The organism is Vibrio sp. OPT41, from assembly GCF_015163595.1.
Classification (GTDB): Bacteria; Pseudomonadota; Gammaproteobacteria; order Enterobacterales; family Vibrionaceae; genus Vibrio; species Vibrio alginolyticus.
Map to the genome: position 1 here is coordinate 15,972 of NZ_JADDYH010000054.1, position 24,675 is coordinate 40,646.

23 protein-coding genes are annotated in these 24,675 nt (G+C 44.9%); 8 read left to right on the top strand and 15 right to left on the bottom strand.

What is annotated here, in order from left to right; all coding sequences use genetic code 11:
• Window positions 1–150: 150 nt before the first annotated feature.
• The 6 genes from IQP38_RS18950 to IQP38_RS18975 are packed head-to-tail and all read right to left on the bottom strand — an operon-like array spanning window position 151 to window position 5,411.
• The gene (locus IQP38_RS18950) at window positions 151–810 is read right to left on the bottom strand and encodes an HAD family hydrolase (RefSeq protein WP_005387091.1); all 660 of its coding nucleotides are present in this window, start codon (window positions 808–810) and stop codon (window positions 151–153) included.
• Window positions 811–812: 2 nt separating this feature from the next.
• On the bottom strand, window positions 813–1,832 hold the full coding sequence (locus IQP38_RS18955; RefSeq protein WP_193837906.1) for an ABC transporter ATP-binding protein: 1,020 nt from the start codon (window positions 1,830–1,832) through the stop codon (window positions 813–815).
• A complete protein-coding gene (locus IQP38_RS18960) occupies window positions 1,829–2,617 on the bottom strand; it encodes an ABC transporter permease (protein ID WP_158173378.1) in 789 nt (262 codons plus the stop codon). Before IQP38_RS18960 ends, IQP38_RS18955 begins: the two co-directional genes overlap by 4 nt.
• Window positions 2,618–2,619: 2 nt before the next feature.
• On the bottom strand, window positions 2,620–3,510 hold the full coding sequence (locus tag IQP38_RS18965) for an ABC transporter permease (RefSeq protein ID WP_193837907.1): 891 nt from the start codon (window positions 3,508–3,510) through the stop codon (window positions 2,620–2,622).
• Complete coding sequence (locus IQP38_RS18970) at window positions 3,507–4,331, bottom strand: alkaline phosphatase family protein (protein WP_064369403.1); 825 nt, start codon at window positions 4,329–4,331, stop codon at window positions 3,507–3,509. Before IQP38_RS18970 ends, IQP38_RS18965 begins: the two co-directional genes overlap by 4 nt.
• A 12-nt stretch (window positions 4,332–4,343) precedes the next feature.
• Window positions 4,344–5,411, bottom strand: coding sequence for an ABC transporter substrate-binding protein (locus IQP38_RS18975; RefSeq protein WP_005373851.1), 1,068 nt, complete (start codon window positions 5,409–5,411; stop codon window positions 4,344–4,346).
• Between the two features lie 210 nt (window positions 5,412–5,621).
• On the opposite strand from IQP38_RS18975, the gene IQP38_RS18980 reads away from it, so the two are divergent.
• The gene (locus IQP38_RS18980; RefSeq protein ID WP_033906315.1) at window positions 5,622–6,350 is read left to right on the top strand and encodes a UTRA domain-containing protein; all 729 of its coding nucleotides are present in this window, start codon (window positions 5,622–5,624) and stop codon (window positions 6,348–6,350) included.
• A gap of 62 nt (window positions 6,351–6,412) precedes the next feature.
• Here the strand turns inward: IQP38_RS18980 and IQP38_RS18985 are convergent, their stop codons facing one another.
• Complete coding sequence (locus IQP38_RS18985) at window positions 6,413–7,999, bottom strand: BCCT family transporter (protein ID WP_005373846.1); 1,587 nt, start codon at window positions 7,997–7,999, stop codon at window positions 6,413–6,415.
• Between the two features lie 303 nt (window positions 8,000–8,302).
• On the opposite strand from IQP38_RS18985, the gene IQP38_RS18990 reads away from it, so the two are divergent.
• Entirely contained in the window at window positions 8,303–10,711 is a 2,409-nt protein-coding gene (locus IQP38_RS18990) for a beta-mannosidase (RefSeq protein WP_193837908.1), read from the top strand.
• A gap of 101 nt (window positions 10,712–10,812) precedes the next feature.
• On the opposite strand, the gene IQP38_RS18995 is transcribed toward IQP38_RS18990, so the two are convergent.
• On the bottom strand, window positions 10,813–11,067 hold the full coding sequence (locus IQP38_RS18995) for a hypothetical protein (RefSeq protein WP_017819806.1): 255 nt from the start codon (window positions 11,065–11,067) through the stop codon (window positions 10,813–10,815).
• Between the two features lie 166 nt (window positions 11,068–11,233).
• Here IQP38_RS18995 and IQP38_RS19000 point away from each other — a divergent pair, with 166 nt between their 5' ends.
• Entirely contained in the window at window positions 11,234–11,599 is a 366-nt protein-coding gene (locus tag IQP38_RS19000; RefSeq protein WP_054576155.1) for a DUF6559 family protein, read from the top strand.
• 137 nt (window positions 11,600–11,736) lie between these two features.
• Complete coding sequence (locus IQP38_RS19005; RefSeq protein ID WP_042523267.1) at window positions 11,737–12,771, top strand: ABC transporter substrate-binding protein; 1,035 nt, start codon at window positions 11,737–11,739, stop codon at window positions 12,769–12,771.
• Between the two features lie 106 nt (window positions 12,772–12,877).
• Here IQP38_RS19005 and tyrS read toward each other — a convergent pair whose 3' ends face one another.
• The 4 genes from tyrS to ppsA all read right to left on the bottom strand — a co-directional run bounded on the left by tyrS (window position 12,878) and on the right by ppsA (window position 18,541).
• Entirely contained in the window at window positions 12,878–14,137 is a 1,260-nt protein-coding gene (gene tyrS / locus IQP38_RS19010) for a tyrosine--tRNA ligase (protein ID WP_042523265.1), read from the bottom strand.
• 81 nt (window positions 14,138–14,218) lie between these two features.
• Complete coding sequence (locus IQP38_RS19015; RefSeq protein ID WP_021707696.1) at window positions 14,219–15,025, bottom strand: response regulator transcription factor; 807 nt, start codon at window positions 15,023–15,025, stop codon at window positions 14,219–14,221.
• A gap of 193 nt (window positions 15,026–15,218) precedes the next feature.
• Entirely contained in the window at window positions 15,219–15,998 is a 780-nt protein-coding gene (locus IQP38_RS19020; RefSeq protein WP_167415724.1) for a hypothetical protein, read from the bottom strand.
• A 170-nt stretch (window positions 15,999–16,168) separates the two neighbouring features.
• Window positions 16,169–18,541, bottom strand: a complete 2,373-nt coding sequence (ppsA, locus tag IQP38_RS19025; protein WP_005373822.1) for a phosphoenolpyruvate synthase — start codon at window positions 18,539–18,541, stop codon at window positions 16,169–16,171.
• A gap of 251 nt (window positions 18,542–18,792) precedes the next feature.
• Here ppsA and IQP38_RS19030 point away from each other — a divergent pair, with 251 nt between their 5' ends.
• Window positions 18,793–19,629, top strand: a complete 837-nt coding sequence (locus tag IQP38_RS19030; protein WP_005373820.1) for a pyruvate, water dikinase regulatory protein — start codon at window positions 18,793–18,795, stop codon at window positions 19,627–19,629.
• Window positions 19,630–19,705: 76 nt separating this feature from the next.
• Here IQP38_RS19030 and ansB read toward each other — a convergent pair whose 3' ends face one another.
• Entirely contained in the window at window positions 19,706–20,770 is a 1,065-nt protein-coding gene (gene ansB, locus IQP38_RS19035) for an L-asparaginase 2 (protein ID WP_193837909.1), read from the bottom strand.
• A 369-nt stretch (window positions 20,771–21,139) separates the two neighbouring features.
• Complete coding sequence (locus IQP38_RS19040) at window positions 21,140–22,396, bottom strand: adenylosuccinate synthase (protein WP_005373814.1); 1,257 nt, start codon at window positions 22,394–22,396, stop codon at window positions 21,140–21,142.
• Window positions 22,397–22,501: 105 nt separating this feature from the next.
• Between IQP38_RS19040 and IQP38_RS19045 the strand changes: the two genes are divergently transcribed.
• From IQP38_RS19045 to IQP38_RS19055, 3 genes are all read left to right on the top strand, one after another.
• Window positions 22,502–23,371, top strand: a complete 870-nt coding sequence (locus IQP38_RS19045) for a LysR family transcriptional regulator (protein ID WP_005373812.1) — start codon at window positions 22,502–22,504, stop codon at window positions 23,369–23,371.
• Window positions 23,372–23,390: 19 nt separating this feature from the next.
• The gene (locus IQP38_RS19050) at window positions 23,391–23,783 is read left to right on the top strand and encodes a ribosome recycling factor family protein (protein ID WP_017819813.1); all 393 of its coding nucleotides are present in this window, start codon (window positions 23,391–23,393) and stop codon (window positions 23,781–23,783) included.
• A gap of 77 nt (window positions 23,784–23,860) precedes the next feature.
• The gene (locus tag IQP38_RS19055; protein WP_017633575.1) at window positions 23,861–24,475 is read left to right on the top strand and encodes a LysE family translocator; all 615 of its coding nucleotides are present in this window, start codon (window positions 23,861–23,863) and stop codon (window positions 24,473–24,475) included.
• A gap of 93 nt (window positions 24,476–24,568) precedes the next feature.
• On the opposite strand, the gene IQP38_RS26610 is transcribed toward IQP38_RS19055, so the two are convergent.
• Window positions 24,569–24,675, bottom strand: a 107-nt coding sequence (locus IQP38_RS26610) for a DUF2058 family protein (RefSeq protein WP_228010144.1), incomplete at its 5' end; no start/stop codon positions are given.

Below are 24,675 nucleotides of genomic sequence, written 5' to 3' on the forward strand. Positions count from 1 at the left end.
GCTGATTTCTCATGCGACATGTGAAAAATTAATCAGTATTTAATCAAGTGATTAATTTGTGATGAAGAGAAGTAAAAAAGAGCAGAAAGAACTGCTCTTTGAACAAATAGAAAAGTATTTACTTAGGAAGAACGGCCTTTTGATGCTAGATCACCCCCAACTTAACACACTCCAATTCGGTCTGTTGGCGTGTTCTTTTAGTTGTGGGCATGGATTTACCAGATAAGCGTAGTTTGCGTATTCACAAAGCGGTAAATCGTTGATTGAATCGGTATAGAAATGGATTTCGGAATAAGGCTCAGGCTGATTTTCTAGCCACTGTTTTAATCGCGTGACTTTGCCTTCACGATAACTCGGGATACCGTCGATTTCAGCAGTATAACGGTTGTTTTTCTCGATTAAATCAATTCCGAGTGCGGTTGGAATATTAAGACGGCGACCAACGGCTTCCACCAAAAAAGTGACGCTGGCAGAGATGATAACCATATCTATACCATCACGAGACAGTTGCTCAATCAGGGTTTTGGCTTGAGGGAACTGTTTAGGCAAAATATGGCTTTCAACACATTCTTCAACCAAGGCGTTTACTTCTTCAATCGGCATGTTTTCTAGTGGCTTCATGGAGAACGCTAGGTAATCTTCCATGTCCATTTTGCCTTCAGAGTACAAGGCCATTAGACGCTGATCTTCCTTAATAAATAAAGGATCAGTCGCGATGTCTCTCTCAACCATAAACTCGTTCCAAATCATTGCGCAGTCAGCGTTTATTAGGGTTTCATCCATATCAAAAACATACAAAGGTTTGGACATGTTTAGGCTCTCACTGGTTGAATTTCGTTTAGGTTAAAGAGTAGCTCTAGTTGGCTGCCATTCGCTAGTAAGCGTTCTGAAGAGCGGTTAAGCAAGTCAACAGTGAGCTCACACTCTTCAACGTTCACTTGATAGCGAATAACATTACCTAGAAGCTGGTGGTTGGTGATCGTACCTACTTGTGGCGCTGAGATGTGGCTATCATATTGACGACCTTGCTCTTTTACATATATAGACTCTGGGCGAATCGCCACTTTCCATTCGGTATCAATGTTGAAGAGTTGCTTGGCTTTATTGGCCTCTACAAGGTTGTAGTGCCCCATGAAACCGGCCACAAACTCGTTAGCAGGATGAGTATAAATTTCTTCAGGTGTTCCTGCTTGAACAATTTCTCCTTTACTCATTAGGAAGATACGATCAGACATAATCATCGCCTCTTCTTGGTCATGAGTTACGAAGATAGTGGTGAGATTCATCTCTTTCTGAATATCTCGGATTTGCTGACGAAGGTGTTTGCGGATTTTGGCATCAAGCGCAGAAAGTGGTTCATCAAGCAATAATATGCGAGGTTTCACCACCAACGCTCGAGCGAGTGCGACACGCTGGCGCTGACCGCCAGAAAGTTGATGCGGATAGTGTTTTTCTTTACCTGCCAGATCCACCAGTTTGATGACTTTAGCCACTTCACGTCGAATATCATCATTCGCAAGCTTTTTCATTTTTAAGCCAAATGCAATGTTGCCTTCGACGGTCATATTGGGAAACAGCGCATACGATTGAAAGACCATCCCAATACCACGCTCTTGCGGGACTTGATGCGTGATATCTTCTCCGTTTACCCAAATCTCGCCTCCATCGACAGGGTTAAGCCCAGCAAGGCTGCGAAGTAGTGTCGATTTACCACAACCGCTAGGGCCCAAAAGCGTAATGAATTCACCTTGCTCGATGTTAAAGTGAATGTCCTCAAATGCGGTGTTATCACCAAAACGTTTAGTCAGATTTTTCGCTGTTACGTAGCTCATTGTTTGACTCCTCGGCTGAAACGACTTGCCAACCAAGTCAGTAAAAAAATAAATAGGAAGTAGGTCATCACTAAGGCAGACGTAAAGTGGCCGCTCGTCTGACGCATGTTATACAAGTAGATTTGCAGGGTTTCATAACGTGTGCCGACTAAAATATTGGCGAACACAAACTCTCCCAATAGAAATGAAAATGAAAGGAAAAGCGATGCCATCAGTCCTTTTTTGAGGTTAGGTAAAATGACCATCAAAAACGCTTTGGTTGTACTTGCTCCTAGCAAGTGTGCAGCGTCCATTAAATCGTTAAGGTTAATTGCTTCGAAGCTATTAGAAATCGCACGATACATGAACGGTAACGCGATGGTGAAGTAAGTACCTACTAGAATCCAAGGAGTACCGATAAGGGAGATTTCACTGTCAGCATAAAGTTGAAGCAAGCCGACGGAGGACACCACTGGTGGTACAGCGAATGGTAGCAAAATCAATACGTTCATGAGCTTATCGAGCCTTGGAAAGTAGTAAAACACCACGAATATCGCTGGCAGAACTAGAATCACACTGAGGGTTAGCGAAGCAATACAAATAAACAGCGAACGCCCAAATGCTTGCAAAAAGCGTGGGTCGGTCAGCAATTTAACGTACCAATCAAAAGTGAAACCATCTGGAAGCACCGTGGCGCCCCAGCGTGATGAAAGCGAATAGACAAAGGTCGCTAAAATCGGGATGAGCATGATCCCAGCAATGGAATAAACCACCGTTTTATGGAATCGAGTATTAACGTTGTTCATGACTACTTCCTACCTGCATAGCTTTTCGAAATGAGCCATTGGTTAATCACTGTGATAAAGGCAAGTAACGCCATTAGAATCACCGAAATTGCAGCGGCGAGATTAGGTTCAAGGAACAGGTCTCCCGATACCAGACTCGCAATTCGAATGGTGATGACGTTATAGTTACCGGAGGTCAACGCATAAACACTCGCATATGCGCCGATTGCGTTGGCTATTAAGATAATAAAGGTACCGAATAAGGCTGGTGAGAGCACTGGCAGCGCGATTTTCGCCCAATACTGTGATGTTTTGGCTCCCAGTAGCGCAGCAGCAGCTTGCCAATCATCACTCAACGCGTCGAACGCAGGGTAGAGCAACAACACCGCCAGCGGGATTTGGAAGTAGATGTAAATGGCCAGCAGGCCCCATTTACCATAAAGGTCGAAATCACCGAGTAAGCCATACTGCTTGAGAAAAAGGGTAATCGCCCCATTGGTGCCCAAAATAATAATAAAAGCGAATGACAGAGGTACGCCTGCAAAGTTGCTGCTCATGTTCGTAAACGCAATCACACCGTCGCGGACTTTAGAATCGACTCTGCGCAGAGAAGAGACCAACAGAGTCGCAATGGCTAAGCCAAAAATGCTCGACCATACAGCTAACCACAAACTGTTGCCAAACGCCTGCATCATAAAGGCGGAGTCGAGCACTTCAATGTAGTTATCGAAGGCAAACTCGCCATCGTAGATAAAGCTGTTTAACAGTACCCAAATCATCGGTGCGAGTTGAAATAGATAGAAAAACAGTGCGAAAGGCGCCAACCAAATGGCTGGCTTAAAGCGCTTTAACCAAGTACTTGCCAAATTTGAACGTGATTCGCTAGAGCTTGGGGAGAGGACTGAACTGCTCATAGTGCTAACAATTCCTGAGTGTATGGCTTCGTGTGGTCAAGGTTTAGCAATTGACAAACGGTGCCACAAATATCAGTTTGCTTAATATGACAATCTTGATGGGTAAACTTATCACCAATGACAAACAGGGGAACTTCTCGCTCTTCAGGTAAAATCCCACCGTGAGAAAGATCGTTGTTCATGCCATGATCGCTGGTCACAATGATTTGATACCCATCAGCAAGCCATTGATCGATGTAGTTGGAAAGAATAATGTCTGCACCTCGCGCACAATTGCGGTATTGGCGAGAGTCTAGGCCAAACTTATGTCCTGTATCGTCGATATTCATCGGATGGATCAGTAAGAAATCAGGTTGATAGTTGCGGCGTAAATACTCTGCGTCCAGGAACAAGGCTTCATCAGGATAATGATCCCAATGGTAAAAGCAGCCGTGCTGGATATTCAGGGTTTCATCATGCGTGAAACGATCGCGAACAGGTTCAAATGGCGCGCGATTATAAAGCTCACTTACCCAGTGGTAGGCAGCCGCAGCGGTCACTTTTCCTTGGGCTTTTGCCAAACTGAAAATGGAATCGTATTTGGATAGACGAACGATATTGTTGTTTACGATGCCGCTTTCTACAGGGCGAACGCCCGTTAAAATGCACTCATAAAGTGGGCGAGACATAGAGGGCAGCTCACACTGCACAGGATAAAGCGTTGCGCGAGTTTCTTGTTGGGAACGACTTTGTTCTAGAAGACCATTGAGGTAGCCCATGCAATCACGGGCTACCTGATAGTTCAGTCCATCTAGAACAACAAGGATGACCTTATTGCTCATAACGACTTACTCTTATTGCTGGTGGATTAAGACACTTTCTTGCCATTGACGTGGCAGCTTACGTGCGGACTTTTCCCAAGCTGAGAAGTCAGTCACTGGGTGAACATTGCTGTATTGGTCATTAGCAATTAGCTTGTCTTGCACTGCTTGAGGCAGTGTGATGTTGGTGCGGATTGGACGCGCATAACCTTCTGCTAAGTTGATTTGCCCTTGATCGCTGAAGATGTATTCACGAGCAAGCTTTGCTGCATTAGGGTTCTTCGCGTATTTATTGATTATGGTTGTATAACCAGAAATCACAGAGCCATCTTGAGGAATGCTCACTGTAAAGCGGTCGCGGTCAATTTTGTCGCGGTAGTTCAATGCATTGAAGTCCCACATGATCGCCACTTCCACTTCGCCTTTTTCTAGGTTGGCGATGTTCGGATCGGTAAATGAAAGACGACCTTGCTTCGCGAGTTCAGAAAAGAATTTGAGCGCAGGCTTGAGGTTGGATTCGTCCCCACCGTTGGCGAACGCTGCGGCGAGAACCGCGTTGTTTGCCTGTGCTGCTACGCCTACGTCACCTACGGTCACTTTGTAGTCGCCTTTTAATAGGTCATCCCACGTTTTTGGCGCGTCTTTTACGAGGTTATTGTTGGAGATAAAAGAAATAGTGCCAGTGTAAGCAAGTGCCCAATGACCATCTTCGTCTTTTGCCCAATCTGGGATGTCATTCCAAGTTGTTGGTTTATATGGCTGAGTGACGCCTTTTTTAACCGCTACACGTGCGAAGGCAAAGCCTACGTCACCAATGTCTGCGGTCGCGTTTTTCTTCTCAGCTTCGAATTTTGCGATTTCTTGAGCCGAGCTCATATCCGTGTCTTGGTGCTTAAGGTTGTAGTTTGACTTTAAATCAGCCCATGTGTCTTTCCAGTTTGCCCAACTGTCAGGCATACCCACACTGTAAACCGCCCCTTCTTTTTGTGCTGCTGCTACCAAAGATTCAATATCGGCTTCTTTCGCTACTGTTGGCGTAGCGAGTGTTACCGCAATGATTGCCGCTGGTGCGGTAATTGAACGACTTAGCAAAGTTTTCATTGTCTCCATCCTTCTGGACTAGGTCAGTAAGTTCGCTTTGTATGCTATGGATGGAATGTGACGATTTAGCGCAAGTAATTTGACAGTTTTGCTGATTTTATATGGCACTTATATTTCATACGTTCAGTATGTGTTCTGTTGATTAATGTCATATTTTTGTTACGTAAACGCCTTATGTTATTCGTCAAATTATCGTTGGACTAGATCAGAATGAGAGCGACAGGCACCGGACAATTTGGTACCCAATTAGGAAAAATTAGAAGCAGCTTAAAACAGCAGATTCTTTCCGGCATCATGTCGGAAGGACAAAAACTGCCGTCAGAGAGAGAGCTCAGTGAGCTGTTTTCTACAACTCGAATCACTATCAAAGATGCGTTGGTGTCTTTAGAAACTGAAGGTCTTATTTATCGAGAAGAGCGCCGGGGTTGGTATGTATCTCCTGAGCGTATCTGTTACAACCCGTTGTCTCGTTCTCACTTCCATCAGATGATTCGAGAGCAGCATCGTATTGCAGAAACTAAGTTACTCAACGTGCGAAGTGAAATGGCCGCAGGTGAGTATGCCAAATCGTTAGAGGTGGAGCTAATTACCCCAATTTATGTAATTGAACGGTTACGTTTTATTGATGGGCGAGCGGTATTGTTTGTTGAGAACGTGCTCAAAGCGGCACTGTTTGAGGGTATATTGTTTGAGAACCTCACCATGTCCCTGACGGGCATTTATCGTGAGAAGTATGGTTACGAGACAAAGCGCTCTCGTTTTGATGTGATTCCCACGTCAGCTCCTGCTCATGTCGCTAAGGCGTTGAACCTAGTTGAAGGACAACCCGTTCTGAAAATTCGGCGGGTAAACTACAAACAAGATGGGCATTTAATGGACTGCGAATTCGAGTATTGGCGTCCAGACGCAGTGATGATTCGCATTGATAGCGTAGGATAAAGCGCAGAATTAAAAAGAGCCCAATGAAGGGCTCTTTTTCGCATATTGGTTAGAGAGGCGGTTTAAACGAGGCCTTGCTCTTTCGCCATTCTGCTTGCAATGCCGGGTGCTTTCCAAATGCTTGGCAGCAAAATGAAAGACACAGGTACGGCGGTAATCACAATGAAAGACTGCAATGCAGAAATACCACCAGAGCCCATTGAGATAAGCGCAATAGCGACAATACCCATAATCAGCCCCCAGAACGAGCGAATCACTGCGTTTGGTTCTGTTGAGCCCGTCATCACTACACTGATTGTGTAAGTCATCGAGTCACCCGTCGTCACGATAAATGTTGTCGTTAAGATCAGGAAAAGAACCGAAATGATCATTGGGTAAGGTAATTCACCAGTAATCGCTAGCAGTGCTGCAGGCAAGTTAAAGCCTTCAAACGCAGATGAAATCAAACCAGGGTTATCAAGTTCAAACGCAAGGCCACTGCCACCAACGATACTAAACCAGAAGCAAGTAATCAGCGGTGCCGCGATGCTAATAGACATGATTAATTGGCGAATTGTACGACCACGAGAGATACGAGCAATAAAGATCGCCATCATTGGGCCATAACCGATAAACCAACCCCAGAAGAATACTGTCCACCAACTTAGCCAGCCTGTATCACCACGGTAAAGTGCCATAGGGAAGAAGTTATCCACCATACGACCAACGCCTTGCACGTAGCCATCAACGATAAAGCTTGTCGGCCCGAAGAACAGGATGTAACCAATTAATAGTACAGACAAAATGATGTTGTAACGACTGACGATTTGAATACCCTTGCTCAAACCGCTCAGTGCGGAAAGGGTATACATCAGGATCGCCGCCATAATAACCATACTTTGCGTTACGAACGTATCTGGCAGGCCAAACAATGAGTTTAGCGCGTAGCTAATTTGTAAACCTAAGAAGCCGATAGGACCGATGGTTCCTGCTGCTACTGCAATGATGCTACATGCGTCAGCAACATCACCAATCCAGCCTTTAATGGCTTTATCACCAAACACAGGGTAAAGCAGAGTACGCGGCTTAAGAGGCAGGCCTTTATCGTAATGCAAGTGCATTAAGACAATGGAAGATAGACCACCAAGGATCGCCCAAGCTAAGAAGCCCCAGTGCATAAAAGACTGAGATAGGGCATTGATTGCGGCAGTTTTCGGTGAGGCTTCCCCGTATAGAGGCGGAGCAGTCACAAAGTGCGCGATAGGCTCAGCTGCGGCCCAGAACACACCACCACCTGCAAGTAGAGTACAGAGTACGATTGACAACCACTTAAAGTTATCAATATCAGGTTTCGCTAGACCACCTAGGCGCACATAACCAGTGCGACCAAACGCAAGAGCCAAACCAATTAGGAAATTCAGAAGAAGCAGTACTTGCCAGTAAGCTCCGAAATATTTAGTAGCAAAGCCGAAGCCGGTGTTAACCATTGCGGTTAGAGAGTCGGTATTCGTTAGAGCAAGTAAAACGAATAGAGTGAGGAAGCTACCACTTAACCAAAAGACAGGATTGGTGAGTTCGAGGCGCTTGAGTAAAGATGGGGGATGAATAGCAGAATAGTCAGCATCCTGAATAGGCGCTGTGTGGGAGGCGGCATTCGTCATATTTGACATAATTACTTCGCTTTTTAGGGCTATGAAGCCGTGCATTTCCCCTCACATCGTTTCGACGAAAAGTGTGAGGATGTTCAAAAAGCCGATGATGTTAACATGTCGAAGTTGCAAATATAACCTTAGATTTCGATTAATTTTTAACAGGTTAGCCAAGTTGCTGATTTTTGGGTAGAGATCAAAAGAAAGAGTTTTTACGTGAAATGCACCGCATTTCGTATGTAATTAACATTTCCCTTGTTTTTGCATGGGATTATCAGGATTACATTGAGAAAACATGTTTTTCCCAAGCTAAGGTTTAACTCGATGGCTCACTTCGAACTTAACGGGCAGTGGATGCTTACCTCGCCACAGCGCCCCAATCTTGAAATTCCAATGTTTATTCCGGGCGATAATGTGTCGGCGCTTTTACAAGCAGAGCAGATTCCAGATCCTTATTTTGCCGATAATGAAAACAAAGTTCGATGGATTGAAGAGTGTGAGTGGCATATCTCACGTGAGTTTGACGTCGACGCGTTTACGTTGTCTGCCAAGCAAATTTGGATGACGCTAACTCGTGTCGATACATTGGCAACCTTCTATGTTAATGGTGAGCTAGCACTAACTTGCAGCAACATGTTTACCCAGCAACGTGTGGATATTAAACCGCATTTAAAGCAAGGTACTAACACGATTCGGGTTGAGTTTGCTCGGGTGGATTTAGAAGGTATCGCAAGAGCAAAAAAACTGCCATTTCCTATTCCATCGGCAATGGGCAACAACCAAATTCCACACATGAACTTGATCCGCAAAACACAATGCCATTCCGGATGGGACTGGGGCATTTGCTTGATGGTATCGGGTATTTACGACCCCATTCAAATCGACATTGTGAATGAGCTTTGGCTCAAAGGTTTCTCGACAGAGCAGCAATGGCAAGCCGATGGGAGTGTGTTTCTTGATGTAGTAGTTGAAGTGGAAACGGACAGTCAACGCCATGAAATGATGGTTGAATTTAATGGTGAGCGTCAATGTATTCAAACAAAAGGAAGTGGTCACTATCATTGCCAGTTCCACATTTTGGAGCCTCAACGCTGGTGGCCATCGGGTTATGGCGAAGCGTATCTCTATCCCATTACCATTTCTTGCAGAGAGCAAAAGTTAACGCACAACATTGGTTTGCGTCAGTTAACCCTAAATAACCAAGTTGATGAGCACGGCTCTGCAATGGAATTTATCGTCAATGGCGTACCGATTAATGCTAAAGGTGCCAACTGGATCCCTATTGACGCAATGCCGGGGCGAGAGTACGAAACACGTTATCGCAACCTTTTGCAAAGTGCGGTTGACGCCAACATGAACATGATTCGCGTATGGGGCGGTGGTCATTACGAGAGTGAAACCTTTTATAACCTTTGTGATGAACTTGGCTTGTTGGTGTGGCAAGACATGATGTTCGCCTGCTCGTTGTACCCATCAAACGACGAGTTTTTAAAAGACGTAGAAGAAGAACTTAGATTCCAAATCCCGAGGCTTAAGAAGCACCCATCAATCGCACTTTGGTGTGGTGACAATGAAGTGATTGGAGCTATTGGTTGGTATGACGAATCTAAGCGCAGCAAAGTCAAATACACGGTTAACTACGATCGCCTCAACCGCATGATTGAGAAGGAGATTACCGAGCAAGATAGCACTCGCCGTTTCTGGCCAAGTTCCCCATGTAATGGTGAACTGGATTTCGGTGATGCGTGGCATGATGATAGTAAAGGCGATATGCACTTTTGGGACGTTTGGCATTCAGGAAAATCATTCAGTGCCTACCTTGACGTGAATCCTCGTTTTTGCTCTGAGTTTGGTTTTCAATCTTGGCCATCTTTTGCTGAAGTTAAGCGGTTTGTCCCTGAGCAAGACTGGAATATTACATCCCCAACTTTCGAACAACATCAGAAGAACCCTCGTGGTAATAGTATTATCACAGAGATGTTCACGCGCTATTTTCGTTTTCCCTCTGGATTTGAGAGCATGCTGTATTTAAGTCAAGTTCAGCAGGCAATCGCGATCAAAACTGCATGCGATCATTGGCGTGCCATTTCTCCAGTTTGTCGCGGCATGCTGTACTGGCAACTCAACGACAATTGGCCTGTCAGTTCTTGGTCTAGTTTGGAATACAGTGGTCGATGGAAGCAGTTGCACTACCATGCAAAACGCTTTTTTGCGCCGCAGTATTTGGTATTTTCCGAGCATACAGGCGAGTTGAGCCTACATTTGCTCAATGATGCCAAAGAGTCCGCAAGCGTCAACGCACTGCTCAAGTGGGTAGATTGGCAAGGGGAAGAAAAGCAATGTTGGAGCTTAGAGCAAACAGTCATAGCAGACAGCAATACGATTTTGTGGCAATTGGATGAATCGATCGAGAAGGACGAACTTACGTCAGGCTTCTTCTATGTTGAAGCGCAAATCGGTGAAGACAGAATAAGCAACACATGGTTTAGTACTCATGAGCTAAAAACCTTGCCGATAGCGAAAGCCAATATAGGTGTCTCTATTGAAGGGAGGAAAATTACATTGATTGCGGATAAGCCTGCGTTTTTTGTTCATTTGGAGAGTGATGCTGATGGAAGGTTCAGTGACTCCAGTTTTACTCTGTTGGTCAACGTTCCAATGACGGTTGAGTATTTAGGTGATGATGTTTCAGGTATGCAGCAGTCGTTGAGGGTATGCCACCTTAATGATTAAAGCGGGCATAGAACATCTATATGCTGATAACTAAAAAGGGAGCATTTGCTCCCTTTTTAGTTATTAAGTATCCGTTATTAAGCTCAGGTTGAGACAGAAGTTTATTTAAGTTTCTGATGGACCCGATAGCTAACGACAAAGCCAATGTAGAATAGTGCAGCAAGAGTAATCACTGCCGTCGCGTACGCCAGCAGGCTGTTTAACCCTAAACCAAAAGCCAGAGTGAAGGCGATACCATGAATGGCTTCCGCAGGGATTCGGTACCAAGCAGAGTGGACGGAAGATCCGAAGAGGATAAAGGTACTAAGTAAGACAATCGTGCCGCCTATAAAGCCGACCCATCTGCTGTTGTTCATGTTGCAGTCTCAGGGGTTACCGAGGTAACGTAACAAAATATTTCAGGATCGTATTATACAACCGATCATCGCGAAAAGCGCTAGAGAAATTTCGCGGATAAAACAGAGTGTTTTAATTCGAACAAAAGAATACGACATAGCCAACTTAATACAGGAATAACAAAACATGTTGAGATTTATACAACGTCGCCGCATTAAGAAAGTGATTAAGCTAATGAGTACCAGATTGATAGTGGGATACGGCAGTCGTGAGTACTTTTCGGTTGGTCAGGTAAAGACGAGCACCAGCGAGTTAAGCTTAAGCGCGTGCCAACAAAAAATTGCGTTGGCGTTGTATGCGAATCCGCAAGATCTTGATTTGGAAAACCAACCAGAATTGCAAGCAATACGCTCAGACGTGGCGCATGATTTCTTTTCTGGTGCCGATTATACCGCTCAAGATGTGCTTAATTTACTCGGCTCTGGTGGCTGGAAAGGCGGTCGAATGGAAGATGGAATGTCTCATCATTTTGGTATGCACAGTCGCTATTAAAAACATGCGTTAATTTTATAAATTCGATAAATATTTTTGCTGTTAAAGATTAATTAAATTTTCTTTCAATTGGGTAACAATTACCTAATTATGCACCCGAATCCCAGCGCGTCGCTGGACTGGTTGGATTGCATACCATGAAATTAATCATCAAAGGATTGGGGCTGAGTGCTCTTGTGCTCAGCATGTTTGCTCATGCAGATAGCAAAACGTTGAACGTTTATGCATGGGGTGGCTATTTGCCGGAAGCATCGTTAAAAGCGTTTGAAAAACAAGAAGGTATTACGATTAATTATTCGACTTTTGAGAATAATGAATCAATGTATACCAAGCTAAAATTGCTAAAAGGTTCTGGCTACGATGTGGTTTTTGCTTCTGCGTACTTCATTGAAAAAATGGGGCGAGAAGGGCTGCTTTCGAAAATAGATCACGCTCAAGTGCCAAACATGCAAGACACAATGGACGGTTTACTTGGCCAAGCGCACGATCCTAAAAATGATTACTCGCTGCCTTATATTTGGGGCATTACCGGGATCAGCTACAACGAATCCATGGTTGAGCAACCAGTGACCAAATGGGCAGACTTATGGGAGTCTCAATACGAACAACAAGTCATGCTGATTGATGACGTTCGCGATGTGTTCGGTATGGCGCTGAAGAAAAATGGCCATAGCGTGAACACAAAAGACGAAGCAGAAATCGAGCAGGCTTTTGATTCTCTAGTCGCGCTGAAAAACAACGTATTACTGTACAACTCAGATGCGCCGCAAGTCCCTTACGTGTCCGGTGAAACATCGGTCGGCATGCAATGGAACGGCAACGCATTCCAAGGACAGGTTGAAATGCCTGAGCTGAAGTTCGTGATGCCGGAAGAGGGCGCGGTATTGTGGATGGACAACTTCACTATTCCGTCTGGCAGTAAAAACAAAGCATTGGCGCATAAATTTATTAACTTCATGTACCAATCAGAGAACCAAGCGGAAATCGTGACCAGTTTGGGTTATGCGTCGGCAACGAACGCTGGGCGTGACAAATTGCCAGAAGAGTTGAAAAATAACCGTACTATTTTCCCTTCATCAGAAGACATGAAAAAAGGCGAGTTTATTAATGATGTTGGCGCAGAAACGTTAGCGATTTACGAAAAGTACTGGCAACGTTTAAGAACGCAATAAGCAACGCCTTTGCCTATTGTTAGGCTTAAAATCGTTCAAATTTGAATTCCCCTCATCACGAAAGCAGTGAGGGGAATTTTTTATGGGCTTTGTACTTCGAGTGTTACTACGCGGCACGCTTCACGAGGCAGAAGTGCTTTTTACCGCGTTGCAGTAACCAATATTGATCAAACAGTGGGAAGCTCAAACTTGGGTTATCAGCCGCCACTTTTTCACCGTTTACACTGATGGCGTTGTTGCTGATGTGTTCGCGTGCAACACGCTTCGAGCTTGCTAAACCCGACTCAATCAACAGCTCAACCAAATCTTGCTGTGCGCTCTCAATGCTTGGTAAACCATCCAACTCCAATTGTTTTAATTCACCCAAACTCAGTTGTTGCACATTACCGCTGAATAAAGCTTGAGTGATGCGCTCGGCGCTAGCTAGGCCTTCTTCGCCATGAACAAATCGCGTCATTTCCTCAGCGAGGATACGTTGTGCTTGTGGCTTACCTTGGCTTGCTTGGTCTTGCGCTTCAATGCTGGCAATTTCTTCGCAGCTCAAGAACGTGTAGTAACGCAGGAAGTGGTAAACGTCGGCGTCTTCTGCGCCAAGCCAGAACTGGTAGAACGCGTAAGGAGAGGTCTTGCTAGGATCTAGCCATACTGCACCACCTTCAGTTTTGCCAAATTTGGTGCCATCGGATTTGGTGATCAGCGGCAGAGTTAAGCCAAATACTTGCTCACCATTTTGACGGCGAGTTAAATCGATCCCGCTGACGATGTTTCCCCATTGGTCATTGCCACCGATTTGCAAACGGCAACCGTATCGACGGTTTAGCTCGGCAAAATCGTACGATTGCAGTAGGGCGTAGCTAAATTCGGTGAAGGAGATACCTTGGTCAGGTCGTTGCAGGCGTTGTTTTACCGATTCTCGGTTGACCATAGTATTGATCGAGAAGTGCTTACCCACATCGCGGAAGAAGTCGATCACATTGATCGCTTTCATCCAGTCAGCGTTGTTCACCATGATCATCGGCTTGGTCAGTTGGTGATTCATCAACTGCTGAATTTGATTAGAAAGATCGTTAACCCAGCCTGAGACGATTTCCTCTGAGTTCAGACTGCGCTCAGTCGCTTTAAAGCTTGGGTCGCCAATCATGCCCGTTGCACCGCCAATCAAGGCAACAGCTTGGTGTCCGGCATCTTGAAAGCGCTTAAGCATAATCAAAGGCACGAGGTGGCCGATATGCAAGCTGCCAGCTGTAGGATCGAAGCCGCAGTAAACGGTTTGTGGCTGTGAGAGAAGTGTCTGAATTTCTTCCAAATCGCTGGCTTGTGCAATCAAGCCACGATCTTGTAAATCTTGCAGTAATGGTGTCGTCATTCTTTTTGTCTGTCTTAGTGGTTGTTACATTCAGACTAAAACGCGACACCTTTTCTCGATATATCCCTTAAGGGACAGTTTTTATCTTGAATGGAGAATGAGGTGATTGAGGAAAAGCTGGAATAACTCACTCAATGAAGACACATTTAATTGCGAGTAAATTCGCTTTCGATGATTTTTGACCGTGCCTTGAACTAAGTGTAACCGCGCGGCAATTTCTTTGGTGTCAAACCCTTGAGCGAGAAGCGAAGCCACCTCTTGTTCTCGACGGGTGAGTGATTCTACGCCAAACGTTGCTAAAGCTTGCTCAATGGCTAATCGCATACTGCCAGAATAAGCACTCTGTGCAAAAACAGGCTCAGAAAAGGTAAATTCCGTTTGTTTCCAATGCTGCTGACAAAGCGACTGAATTATCGGGAAATAGGGCTTTAGCTTATTTATTTGTTGCTGAGAAAAGTATTTTCCATCAGTCATATATCCGAAGTACAGCATGACCCAACGGCCAGATTCAACTTCGACTAGCATGCTAAGCTCGTCTTTCCACCCTGTTTGATGATAGAACTGCTCGCAGTATGAGGTGAAGTCAACGCCTTTACGCGCCACGTCTTTGAGCGTAAATACGCCTTGTTGCTTTGTCTCGTTTAGTTTGAGAAAAAAAGGGTCATTTTGAAATGAGTCAGTAAGGTAGCGTTGAAAAAGTAACTCTCGCTCGTTCTCAATTGAGTCGTAGAGATAAATAGGATGTTTACCTTCTCGGTAACCTAAAATAACTGCGCAATCAAAATGAAAAAGAGTGCGAATGACACGCATAAGTTTAGGAGTAAAGTTAGGCGTGTTAAGAGCAGAAATTGCTTCTGCTAGCAGATTATTAAAGTTATTGTCAGGCATGGGATACCGAATTGCAGGTGGTTTTGCGCAAGCATAACCAAAAGCAATCCAACGAGAAAGGGAAGTCGCCATCTTCTGGTGACTTCCATAGAGAAAGTTGCGTAAGTGCTCAGTTTTGAGGAATTATATCCCCGTTAACTTATTGATAAGGGTGCATAACAACGGTTTTATTTAAGCGATTAGTTGCTATGCATTACTGCGAGTTAGTGAGCTCTTCGTTAACCCAATATTTAGAACCAGACACGTTAGCATCGATGAGCAAACCTTTAGCGTTCAACTGATAGACGGCGACGCCGCTGTTAAATTGTTTTGAAAGTTGCTCTGAATCTTCGCCCGCAACAGCAGAGGCTTCACTTGTGGCCTCCCATCCTTCGTTGACGAACGTATCAAAGTCTTCTTTGTTCTCAAACAGAACCACTTGTTGGTAAAATTTTCCGCCAGCCCCAAGTGCAACGCCCAAACCAAACATATTCATATAAGTGCGTTCTTCTGTTTCCTTATTCACTGCGACTCCTGACCCTGAGTTGGTGTGAAACAGCAAAGATAATTTACGAGAATCAAAGACCGCGTAGCCGTACGCGTTGTCGTAAATAGCTTTTGCCTCCGGCTTTTCATTAAATAACTTGAGCAAAGCGCTATCTGCCATTAAGTCCACAGCTTGGCGAGCTTCTTCTGGCGTATCGCCTTCCATCAGCTCATCAATTTTTTTGTCGGCAGCATCTATCCATTCTTTGCTTTTCTCGATGCTGGCTTCTGTCCATTCGCCTGCGGTATTGATCGCTTCCTCGGACCAATTCGTGAAATCTTGCCACGCTTGTTTTGAAAACGCTTTGGTGTCGTCCCAAGCATCTTGTGCAGTATCAGAAACTGCGTCGCCAAGCTCAGACATTTTATTGGAAATTTCATCCCAATCGGCATAAGCAGGGGATGCCAGGAGCATCAATGTAGTAAGGAGTGCGATAGGCTTTTTCATCAAATTCTCTCTGGAGTTATCGATATACCATTCATTTTAGGTCATCAGACTTTGATAATGAAATTGACTAAATGACGAACTTGAGAGAGGAATCACGAACTGATTGTGAAATGACGTGTGAATAACAAAGCCCTCACAAGGGGAGTGTGAGGGCTAGAGTTTATCGTGTGTTACTTGCTGCTAACTTTACCGAGTTTTAACCAAGTATCGATAACCGTATCTGGGTTTAGTGATACAGAGCTAATACCTTGATCCATTAGCCATTCCGCTAAGTCGTCGTGGTCTGATGGGCCTTGACCACAAATACCAACGTATTTGCCTGCTTTTGTTGCCGCATCAATCGCCATTTGAAGCATCACCTTAACCGCTGGGTTGCGCTCATCAAATAGATGTGCGACATCGCCAGAGTCACGGTCAAGACCAAGCGTTAGCTGAGTCATGTCGTTTGAGCCAATCGAGAAGCCATCAAAGTACTTCAAGAACTCATCGGCAAGGACCGCGTTGGATGGCAGTTCGCACATCATGATGACTTTAAGACCCTGATCGCCACGGCGCAGATCAAACTTCGCTAGCAAATCAATCACTGATGCTGCTTCGCTTGGTGTACGCACAAATGGGATCATGATTTCAACGTTTTTCAGACCCATTTCGTTACGAACGCGTTTGATTGCTTGAGTTTCTAGCTCGAAGCAGTCTTCAAACACTGGAGAAATGTAACGAGACGCGCCACGGAAGCCAAGCATTGGGTTTTCTTCATGCGGTTCGTATGCTTTACCGCCAACCAAGTTGCTGTATTCGTTAGACTTAAAGTCAGACATACGAACAATAACGCGTTTCGGCCAAAATGCCGCAGCAATGGTTGCGATACCTTCTGTCAGTTTGCTTACGTAGAAATCGATAGGATCTTTGTAACCACGAATACGCTGAGTGATTTCTGCTTTTAGCTCATCGCTTTGTGCATCAAAGTTAAGTAATGCTTTCGGGTGGATACCAATCATCTTATTGATGATGAATTCAAGACGCGCAAGACCAACACCTTCATTTGGAATTTGTGCGAAGTCAAACGCGCGATCAGGGTTACCCACGTTCATCATCACTTTTGTTGGTAGCAGTGGCAGTTCATCAACAGAAGAGCGTTTTACATCAAACTCAAGTTCACCTTGGTAAACGTAGCCCGTTTCACCTTCTGAACAAGATACGGTCACGGTTGCACCATCGGTTAACTTGCTTGTCGCATCGCCACAGCCAACGATTGCAGGAATACCAAGCTCACGAGCGATGATGGCAGCGTGACACGTACGGCCACCACGGTTGGTTACGATTGCAGATGCTTTTTTCATCACTGGTTCCCAATCTGGGTCAGTCATGTCTGTAACTAGCACGTCACCTTCTTGGACTAAAGACATTTGGTCCAGAGAGTCAACCAAGCGAACCACGCCTTTACCGATGCGCTGACCGATTGCACGACCTTCAACCAAAACATCCGCTTTGTTTTGTAGCTCGTAGCGCTCAATCACGTTTTGTTCCGTTTGTGAACATACGGTTTCAGGACGCGCTTGAACAATGTACAGCTTGCCATCAATGCCATCTTTTGCCCATTCAATGTCCATTGGACGCTGATAGTGCTTTTCGATGATCATTGCTTGTTTTGCGAGCTCTTTAATCTCGTCGTCGTTCAATGAGAACGTGTTGCGCTCTTCATCAGAAGTATCAACGATATCAACTTGTTTGCCGATTTCTTGGTTATCTGAGTAGATCATTTTGATCAACTTAGAACCAAATGTTTTCTTAACGATTGGGTGTTCGCCTGCTTCAAGCATTGGCTTGTGAACGTAGAACTCGTCAGGGTTTACTGCACCTTGAACGACCATCTCGCCTAGACCCCATGAAGAGGTGATGAAGACAACTTGGTCGAAACCCGATTCAGTGTCTAGTGTAAACATAACACCCGACGAGGCTTTATCTGAACGCACCATACGTTGGATACCCGCAGATAGCGAGATGCCACGGTGGTCGAACCCTTGGTGAACGCGGTAAGAAATCGCACGGTCGTTAAATAGAGAAGCGTAAACGTGCTTAGTTGCTTCTAGTACTGCGTCGATGCCTTTCACGTTCAAAAACGTTTCTTGCTGACCAGCAAAAGAAGCATCAGGTAGGTCTTCTGCCGTAGCAGATGAACGAACTGCGACTGAAAGCTCAGGATTGCCTTCGATCAGTTCTTGGTAGTTTTCACGAATTTCTTGTTCAAGGTCCGCAGGGAAAGGGGCCTCTAATACCCATTGACGAATGTTTGCACCTGTCTTACGCAGAGCTTCTACATCTTCAACGTCTAGTTCATCGAGTAATTGGTGAATACGCTCATCCAAACCTTCGTGGTCAAGGAATTGGTTAAACGCGTATGAGGTTGTCGCAAAACCATTTGGTACAGAAACGCCTGCGTTTGCTAGGTTAGAAACCATTTCGCCAAGTGAAGCATTCTTACCGCCGACTTTGTCGACATCATCCATGGATAGGCCATTGAACCAGAGGGTGTTCTTTTGCATGTCTTTCTCCAGAAACATTGCAGCTTAGTAGGGGGACTTAAATCGATCTAAATAAACGCATGTTGGCTGTTATTACACGTTGACCATACATTGCTTCATTTAGATTGATATCAAAGGCAAACGATTACGTTCTGGCTGAAAAAAATTCAAAAGAATTTTTAAAGCTGTGGTGAACCTAACTGAAAGCCAAACTGATTTATTAATATTATGTGTACCATCCTACTCAAAAGATTTTGAAAAATTAAACAGAAATGCAAATAAATAACCAAAGTCGTGATGTGTTCTATGTTTCTGACGGTACGGCGATAACATGTGAGACATTAGGGCATGTTGTTCTCGGTCAATTTCCGTTCATTCCTAACGAAAAAACCTTTCCGTTTGTAGAAAGCCAGGACAAAGCTACTGACGTAGTCAAAGAAATTGAAACTTCCTACCAGCGCAATGGCGTCAAACCTCTGGTCTTTTTCTCAATTGTCGTTCCAGAAGTACGTGAAATGCTGCTTGAAGCGCCAGCATACAGTTACGATGTGTTGGAGAGTATTGTGCAGAAAGTGCAAGACGACATTCAGATGGCACCAAAGCCTAAGTTGCAGCGTTCTCGCAGCGTGGGGAAAGATTCCGACACCTATTTTGACCGTATTGCGGCCATTGAATACACATTGGCGCATGATGATGGCATTACGCTAAAAGGGTTGGAGCAAGCTGATATTATCTTACTTGGCGTGTCGCGCAGTGGAAAAACGCCGACTAGCTTGTATATGGCGATGCAATTTGGTTTACGTGTTGTGAACTATCCGTTCATTGCGGAAGATGTGAAGATGATGCGTTTGTTGCCTGAATTTGAGATCCATCGTCATAAGTTGTTTGGGCTTACTATCGACCCTGAACGTTTGACTGAAATCCGTGAAAATCGTTTGTCTGGAAGTGATTACGCTAGCACAGAGCAGTGTAAGCTGGAGCTAGACACTGTTGAGGCGTTGTTTAGAAGAGAGGCGATCCCATATATCAATACGTCCTCTCTGTCTGTTGAGGAAATTACTACGCGTATTCTGGAAAAAGCAGGAATGAAGCGTCGCTTGTTTGGCTAACAAGAGACGCTCATGTCGCTATGTGTAAGAGGAGGTAAGATGTATACCTCCTCTATCGAATGAACCTTAGACAGAATTAATAGTATTGGAACATCTTTTGGATGTCTTGATAGTTTTTGGTCTGAGTCAGTGACAGCATCAGTAAGATACGTGCTTTCTGTGGGTTCAATGTACCAGCGGCAACAAAGCCGTATTTTTCGTCATCAATTTCAGCATCCAAAGTGGTTGAGCCGCTAGGCGTTCGGGAGCTTCTTACAACAACAACGCCATCTTTACTCGCTTTCTCTAGCTCATCAAACACAGTGTGGTACAAGTTACCATTACCGACACCAGCACTTACGATGCCGTCAAACTTCGCATCCACAAAGGCTTTCACTGGCAAATTGGAGGCATTTGCATAGTTATAAACAATACCGACCTTAGGCAACTTACTAAGCTTTGATACATCGAATGGGGTTTCTGTCGTATGTTTACGCTCTGGGCTTCGTTGATATTTGGCATCGCTATTATGAATGTAGCCGATAGCACCAAAGTTGGGTGACTGGAAAGTGCTGACGGAGGTTGTATTGGTTTTTGTCACATCTCGCGCATCGAAAATCGTGTCATTCATTGCGACTAGCACGCCACGTCCTTCTGAATCTTCATCGGTGGCTGTTACGACTGCATTGTATAAGTTGACTGGTCCATCAGCACTCATTGCGGTGGAAGGACGCATTGCACCAACGATCACGACAGGCTTTTTGCTCTTGACGGTCAGATCAAGGAAGTAAGCGGTTTCCTCTAACGTATCCGTACCATGAGTAATGACGATGCCGTCAACATCATCTTGAGCGAGTAGCTCATTAACTCTTTTCGATAATTTTAGCCACACTTCATCATTCATATCTTGTGAACCGATACTGACCACTTGCTCTCCAGAAATATCGGCAATTTTGGTCATACTCGGCAACGCAGAAATCAATGATTCAACGCCGACTTTACCTGCTGTGTAGTTTGACTCGGTTGCAGATTGACCTGCGCCTGCAATGGTGCCGCCAGTGGCAAGAATTTTAATGTTCGGAAGATCGGATTGCGCGAAAGACAAAGAACTAAGGCACAAACCAAGGGTTATCGTACTGAGGCGGAAAATATTTTTCGTCATGGGAATCACCTGCTGTTAGGTTGGATGTTGGGGAACTCATCTATCCTAAAAACAGCGGGTTAGATTTTTTGAGTACTAGTTCAACAAATTGCAGATGAAGATCGTGATCAACTAATCACTTAAAGAATATCAAATCAACCAGTTAACCTAATTGACGTGCTTCTTTAACAAGTGAGATGTGCTAGTAACGTGCACAACGTGTTAAGCCCTATAATTTATTGATTTATAAATAAAGGAGGTAGGAGTCTCGTGATGAGGTTACTAAACATGAATTTAGCCGTGCAATTTTCCAAAGTTTACAGTGTAAAAAAAGCGGCTTTACCCCGGAACAGATAAAAGCCGCTTGCCAATGATGTGTTAATTCACATCTTATCGCATAATCATTTGTTCACGACCAGGACCCACAGACACCATTTTTACTGGTACGCCCATGAGTTCCTCAATGCGTAGAACGTATTTCTGTGCTGCTACTGGAAGCTCTTCAAACTTACGACAACCTGTGATGTCCTCGCTCCAGCTTTCCATCTTCTCGTAGATTGGCGCAAGAGAGGCAGTTTGAGGCCAGATTGGGTTTTCGCTGTGGTCGCCTTCGTAGCCAACACAGATTTTCAGATCGTTAAGGCCAGTCAAACAGTCTACTTTCGTTAGTGCAATTTCAGTTGCGGCTTGCAGTTCAACGCCATTTTTCGTAGCGACTGCGTCGAAGTAGCCCATGTCGCGTGGACGACCCGTAGTTGCACCGAACTCGCCAGCAAGTTCGCGGAAAGCGTCTTGCTCTTCCATTGCAGTGATCAACGTACCAGTACCCACTGATGAGCTGAAGGCTTTTGCAACCGCAATAACGCGTTCAGGACGAAGTGCCGGAAGGCCACTACCGATACCCGCGTACATTGATACAACGTTAGAAGATGTTGTCCAAGGGTACTCACCGTAAACAAGGTCACGACCCGCGCCAAGCTGCGCTTCGAACAATAGAGTTTTGTCTTTCGCTTGTAGTTCTTTTAGAGGAAGCGTTACGTTGCAAATTGAATCGCGCCAAGGTGCAGAGACTTCTAGCAGCCAGTTCGCCAGTTCTTCAGCGGTTTGTTCAAACTCGAACGTCGGGTAAAGTGCACGCAGTTGCGGCAGTTTCCAATCCATCATGAATTGAAGGCGTTCAACCAATACTTCTGGTTGCTTCAACCAACCAACTAGGATGCCTTTCTTCATTACGCGGTCACCGTACGCAGGTGCAATACCTTGGCGAGTTGAACCGTATGCTTTGTCGCCTAAACGTTGTTCTTCTAGCGTATCTTCTAGTGCATGTAGAGGTAGACACAGTGTTGCGCGATCAGAGATGCACATATTCACTTTTACGCCCGCTTCTTCAACTTCCGCAATCTCCTGAGACAGCAACGCAGGGCTGATAACCATACCCGGACCTAACACTGCCAAACAGTCTGGGTTGAATACGCCACTTGGAAGCTGGTGCAGCTTGAACGTACCTAGGTCGTTAACCACGGTGTGACCCGCGTTGTTACCACCTTGGAAACGAATGCTCGCAGAAGCTTGCTCTGCCAAAAAGTCAACGATGCGGCCTTTGCCTTCATCACCCCAGTTTGCACCCACAACAACGATAGACGACATAATTTAATCTCCAAAAACAGATGCAAAAATCTTAAGGTGTTCGCCATAATAAGAGAAATTAATTATACTCATTAACTTGATAAGAATTTCATATCGGAATTGGCAATGTTAGATTTGAACTGGCTGCGAACCTTCGTAACTCTTGCAGAGGTAAAACACTTTGGTAAAACAGCGACGGAACTGCACATGACGCAGCCGAACGTAAGTTTGCATATCAAGCAGTTGGAGCAAGCCACGCGCACGAAATTGATTGAGCGAAATCCCGTGCAGTTGACGCAAGCGGGGAAGCGTTTGTTAGCTACGGCGCAGCGGATGCTCAATGAGCTGCAAATTTGTCAGTCAGATCTCAATGCCATCAACGATCTTACGCAGGGGACGCTTTCTATTGCGGCGAGCGATATTGTTTCACGTTTACTGCTTATCAAACCATTTCAGCAATTCAAAAGTGAATATCCGGGGATCGACTTGGCATTGTTCAACACCACATCTTCTCAAGCGGTGGATTTGGTGAAAAGTGCGCGTGCCGATATCGGCTTTGTTATCGCACAAAAAGAGAGTCAACCGCTGCATTTTACGCCTCTCACGCAGATTCACTGGTGTGCGTTTGGCGATAACATTTTTGAGTGGCAAGACAATCGAAAAGAGAGCCAGACGCTGATCCTGCTAGGGCACGATACTCGAACCCGAGAGCTGATTGATGCGTCTTTACCTGAACTAAATCTGCCTAAGCATCGCGTGATGGAAGTGGGCAGTGTGGAAGCACAAATCGACTGGGCGGAAGCGGGGTTTGGGACTGCTATTGTGCCGGATTTCTCGCTCGATCCGAGATTAAAGCTTTCTCGTGAAGTTACGCCTTTGCCAAGTTTTCCAAACACTGATTTCGGCTACATCGTGCGTCAAAATCAGGTGTTATCCAAAGCGGCAAAACAGTTGTTGGCTTGGGTTGGCGAGAATGTGTCGGTGGTTGAGGGCTGAGACGATGAAAGAAAAGGCCATGAAAGAGACGAAGATTACGATTTCGCTCCCATCCTTGATTCACCGTATTGGGGGCGACCATGCCAAGCGAGCGAAAACACTCGCAGCAGAAAAACAGTGCGATCTTAAGCGAATTAGACGATCTCGTCACTGGCAAATCTCGGGCGAGGCTTTGGATGTAAAAGCGTTTTTAGAGCATCTCAAAAACGAAGAAGCAGAGACGATGCGATTTGCGATCAACAAAATCGAACAAGCTCTACTTGCTCACCAAGACAAATTGGAACCTTTGGACGTGAAGTTGATACGTTTGGTGAGACAAAACCCAAACATCACCTTAGCGGAGCTGATGGCTGAAACGAACTGCACGTTAGTTCAAGCTCGCACGGCACGATTTGATGCTGAGTTGCTTTAAGATCGGTTTGTGGTTTACTCACTTTATTAACAGATGTTAGGGTACCGATCAATATCACTCACTAAGACCATTTTATTATGGATATTTGGCAGCTTCTCCTTTTTATTCCTGCTTGCTTCGCTCTAAATATGGCTCCAGGCCCAAACAATTTATTGGCAATGAATAATGCGCGTTGTTACGGCTTTAGGGCCGCGTTTACGGCCAGTTTAGGCAGAATTGCCGCTTTTTCAGCAATGATTGCGTTGTCTGCATCAGGTCTGGCTGTGATTTTGTATACGTCAGAAATGCTATTTTTGGCAATAAAGCTGGTAGGGGCGCTGTATCTACTGTGGATTGCGTTCAACCTTTGGCGTTCAGAGTCCAGTCCGATCTCTGACTTGGACAATTCGCGCAATTACGCAGGACTTGCGAAGCAAGAATTTACGCTTGCTGCTGGCAACCCGAAAGCGATTCTTATTTTTACTGCATTCTTGCCGCAATTTGTTGATGCCAATGCCAACGTTCAAGAGCAGTTTTTTGCCCTTGGCTCGACGTTTTTGATATTAGAAATGGTCGCCATTTCAATCTATGCCATCTTTGGTTTGTACTTGAGACACTGGTTTTCAAATCCAAAAATGGCGAAACGTTTCAATCGCGGATGTTCGTTGTTTTTAGCTGCATCAGGTGCGAATTTGCTTCTAAGTAAGCAATAACAAAACATCATCTCTGTAGATTATTTTTCTATAAAAAAAGCCGCTGATGTTACATTAGCGGCTCTTTTCGTTGATGTATCGATTAATTTATTGTTACCACATCAAATCGTCAGGCACGACGAAATCTGCGTATGGATCGTCTTCTGCTGGAATGTCCGATTCAGGTTCTTTTTGTTCGATGATTACGGACTCATCACGTT

Bases quoted from the DNA above. Each gene is read 5' to 3' on its own strand.
- IQP38_RS18950 (WP_005387091.1), bottom strand. From the start codon at position 810: ATGTCCAAACCTTTGTATGTTTTTGATATGGATGAAACCCTAATAAAC.
- IQP38_RS18955 (WP_193837906.1), bottom strand. From the start codon at position 1,832: ATGAGCTACGTAACAGCGAAAAATCTGACTAAACGTTTTGGTGATAAC.
- IQP38_RS18960 (WP_158173378.1), bottom strand. From the start codon at position 2,617: ATGAACAACGTTAATACTCGATTCCATAAAACGGTGGTTTATTCCATT.
- IQP38_RS18965 (WP_193837907.1), bottom strand. From the start codon at position 3,510: ATGAGCAGTTCAGTCCTCTCCCCAAGCTCTAGCGAATCACGTTCAAAT.
- IQP38_RS18970 (WP_064369403.1), bottom strand. From the start codon at position 4,331: ATGAGCAATAAGGTCATCCTTGTTGTTCTAGATGGACTGAACTATCAG.
- IQP38_RS18975 (WP_005373851.1), bottom strand. From the start codon at position 5,411: ATGAAAACTTTGCTAAGTCGTTCAATTACCGCACCAGCGGCAATCATT.
- IQP38_RS18980 (WP_033906315.1), top strand. From the start codon at position 5,622: ATGAGAGCGACAGGCACCGGACAATTTGGTACCCAATTAGGAAAAATT.
- IQP38_RS18985 (WP_005373846.1), bottom strand. From the start codon at position 7,999: ATGTCAAATATGACGAATGCCGCCTCCCACACAGCGCCTATTCAGGAT.
- IQP38_RS18990 (WP_193837908.1), top strand. From the start codon at position 8,303: ATGGCTCACTTCGAACTTAACGGGCAGTGGATGCTTACCTCGCCACAG.
- IQP38_RS18995 (WP_017819806.1), bottom strand. From the start codon at position 11,067: ATGAACAACAGCAGATGGGTCGGCTTTATAGGCGGCACGATTGTCTTA.
- IQP38_RS19000 (WP_054576155.1), top strand. From the start codon at position 11,234: ATGTTGAGATTTATACAACGTCGCCGCATTAAGAAAGTGATTAAGCTA.
- IQP38_RS19005 (WP_042523267.1), top strand. From the start codon at position 11,737: ATGAAATTAATCATCAAAGGATTGGGGCTGAGTGCTCTTGTGCTCAGC.
- tyrS (WP_042523265.1), bottom strand. From the start codon at position 14,137: ATGACGACACCATTACTGCAAGATTTACAAGATCGTGGCTTGATTGCA.
- IQP38_RS19015 (WP_021707696.1), bottom strand. From the start codon at position 15,025: ATGCCTGACAATAACTTTAATAATCTGCTAGCAGAAGCAATTTCTGCT.
- IQP38_RS19020 (WP_167415724.1), bottom strand. From the start codon at position 15,998: ATGAAAAAGCCTATCGCACTCCTTACTACATTGATGCTCCTGGCATCC.
- ppsA (WP_005373822.1), bottom strand. From the start codon at position 18,541: ATGCAAAAGAACACCCTCTGGTTCAATGGCCTATCCATGGATGATGTC.
- IQP38_RS19030 (WP_005373820.1), top strand. From the start codon at position 18,793: ATGCAAATAAATAACCAAAGTCGTGATGTGTTCTATGTTTCTGACGGT.
- ansB (WP_193837909.1), bottom strand. From the start codon at position 20,770: ATGACGAAAAATATTTTCCGCCTCAGTACGATAACCCTTGGTTTGTGC.
- IQP38_RS19040 (WP_005373814.1), bottom strand. From the start codon at position 22,396: ATGTCGTCTATCGTTGTTGTGGGTGCAAACTGGGGTGATGAAGGCAAA.
- IQP38_RS19045 (WP_005373812.1), top strand. From the start codon at position 22,502: ATGTTAGATTTGAACTGGCTGCGAACCTTCGTAACTCTTGCAGAGGTA.
- IQP38_RS19050 (WP_017819813.1), top strand. From the start codon at position 23,391: ATGAAAGAGACGAAGATTACGATTTCGCTCCCATCCTTGATTCACCGT.
- IQP38_RS19055 (WP_017633575.1), top strand. From the start codon at position 23,861: ATGGATATTTGGCAGCTTCTCCTTTTTATTCCTGCTTGCTTCGCTCTA.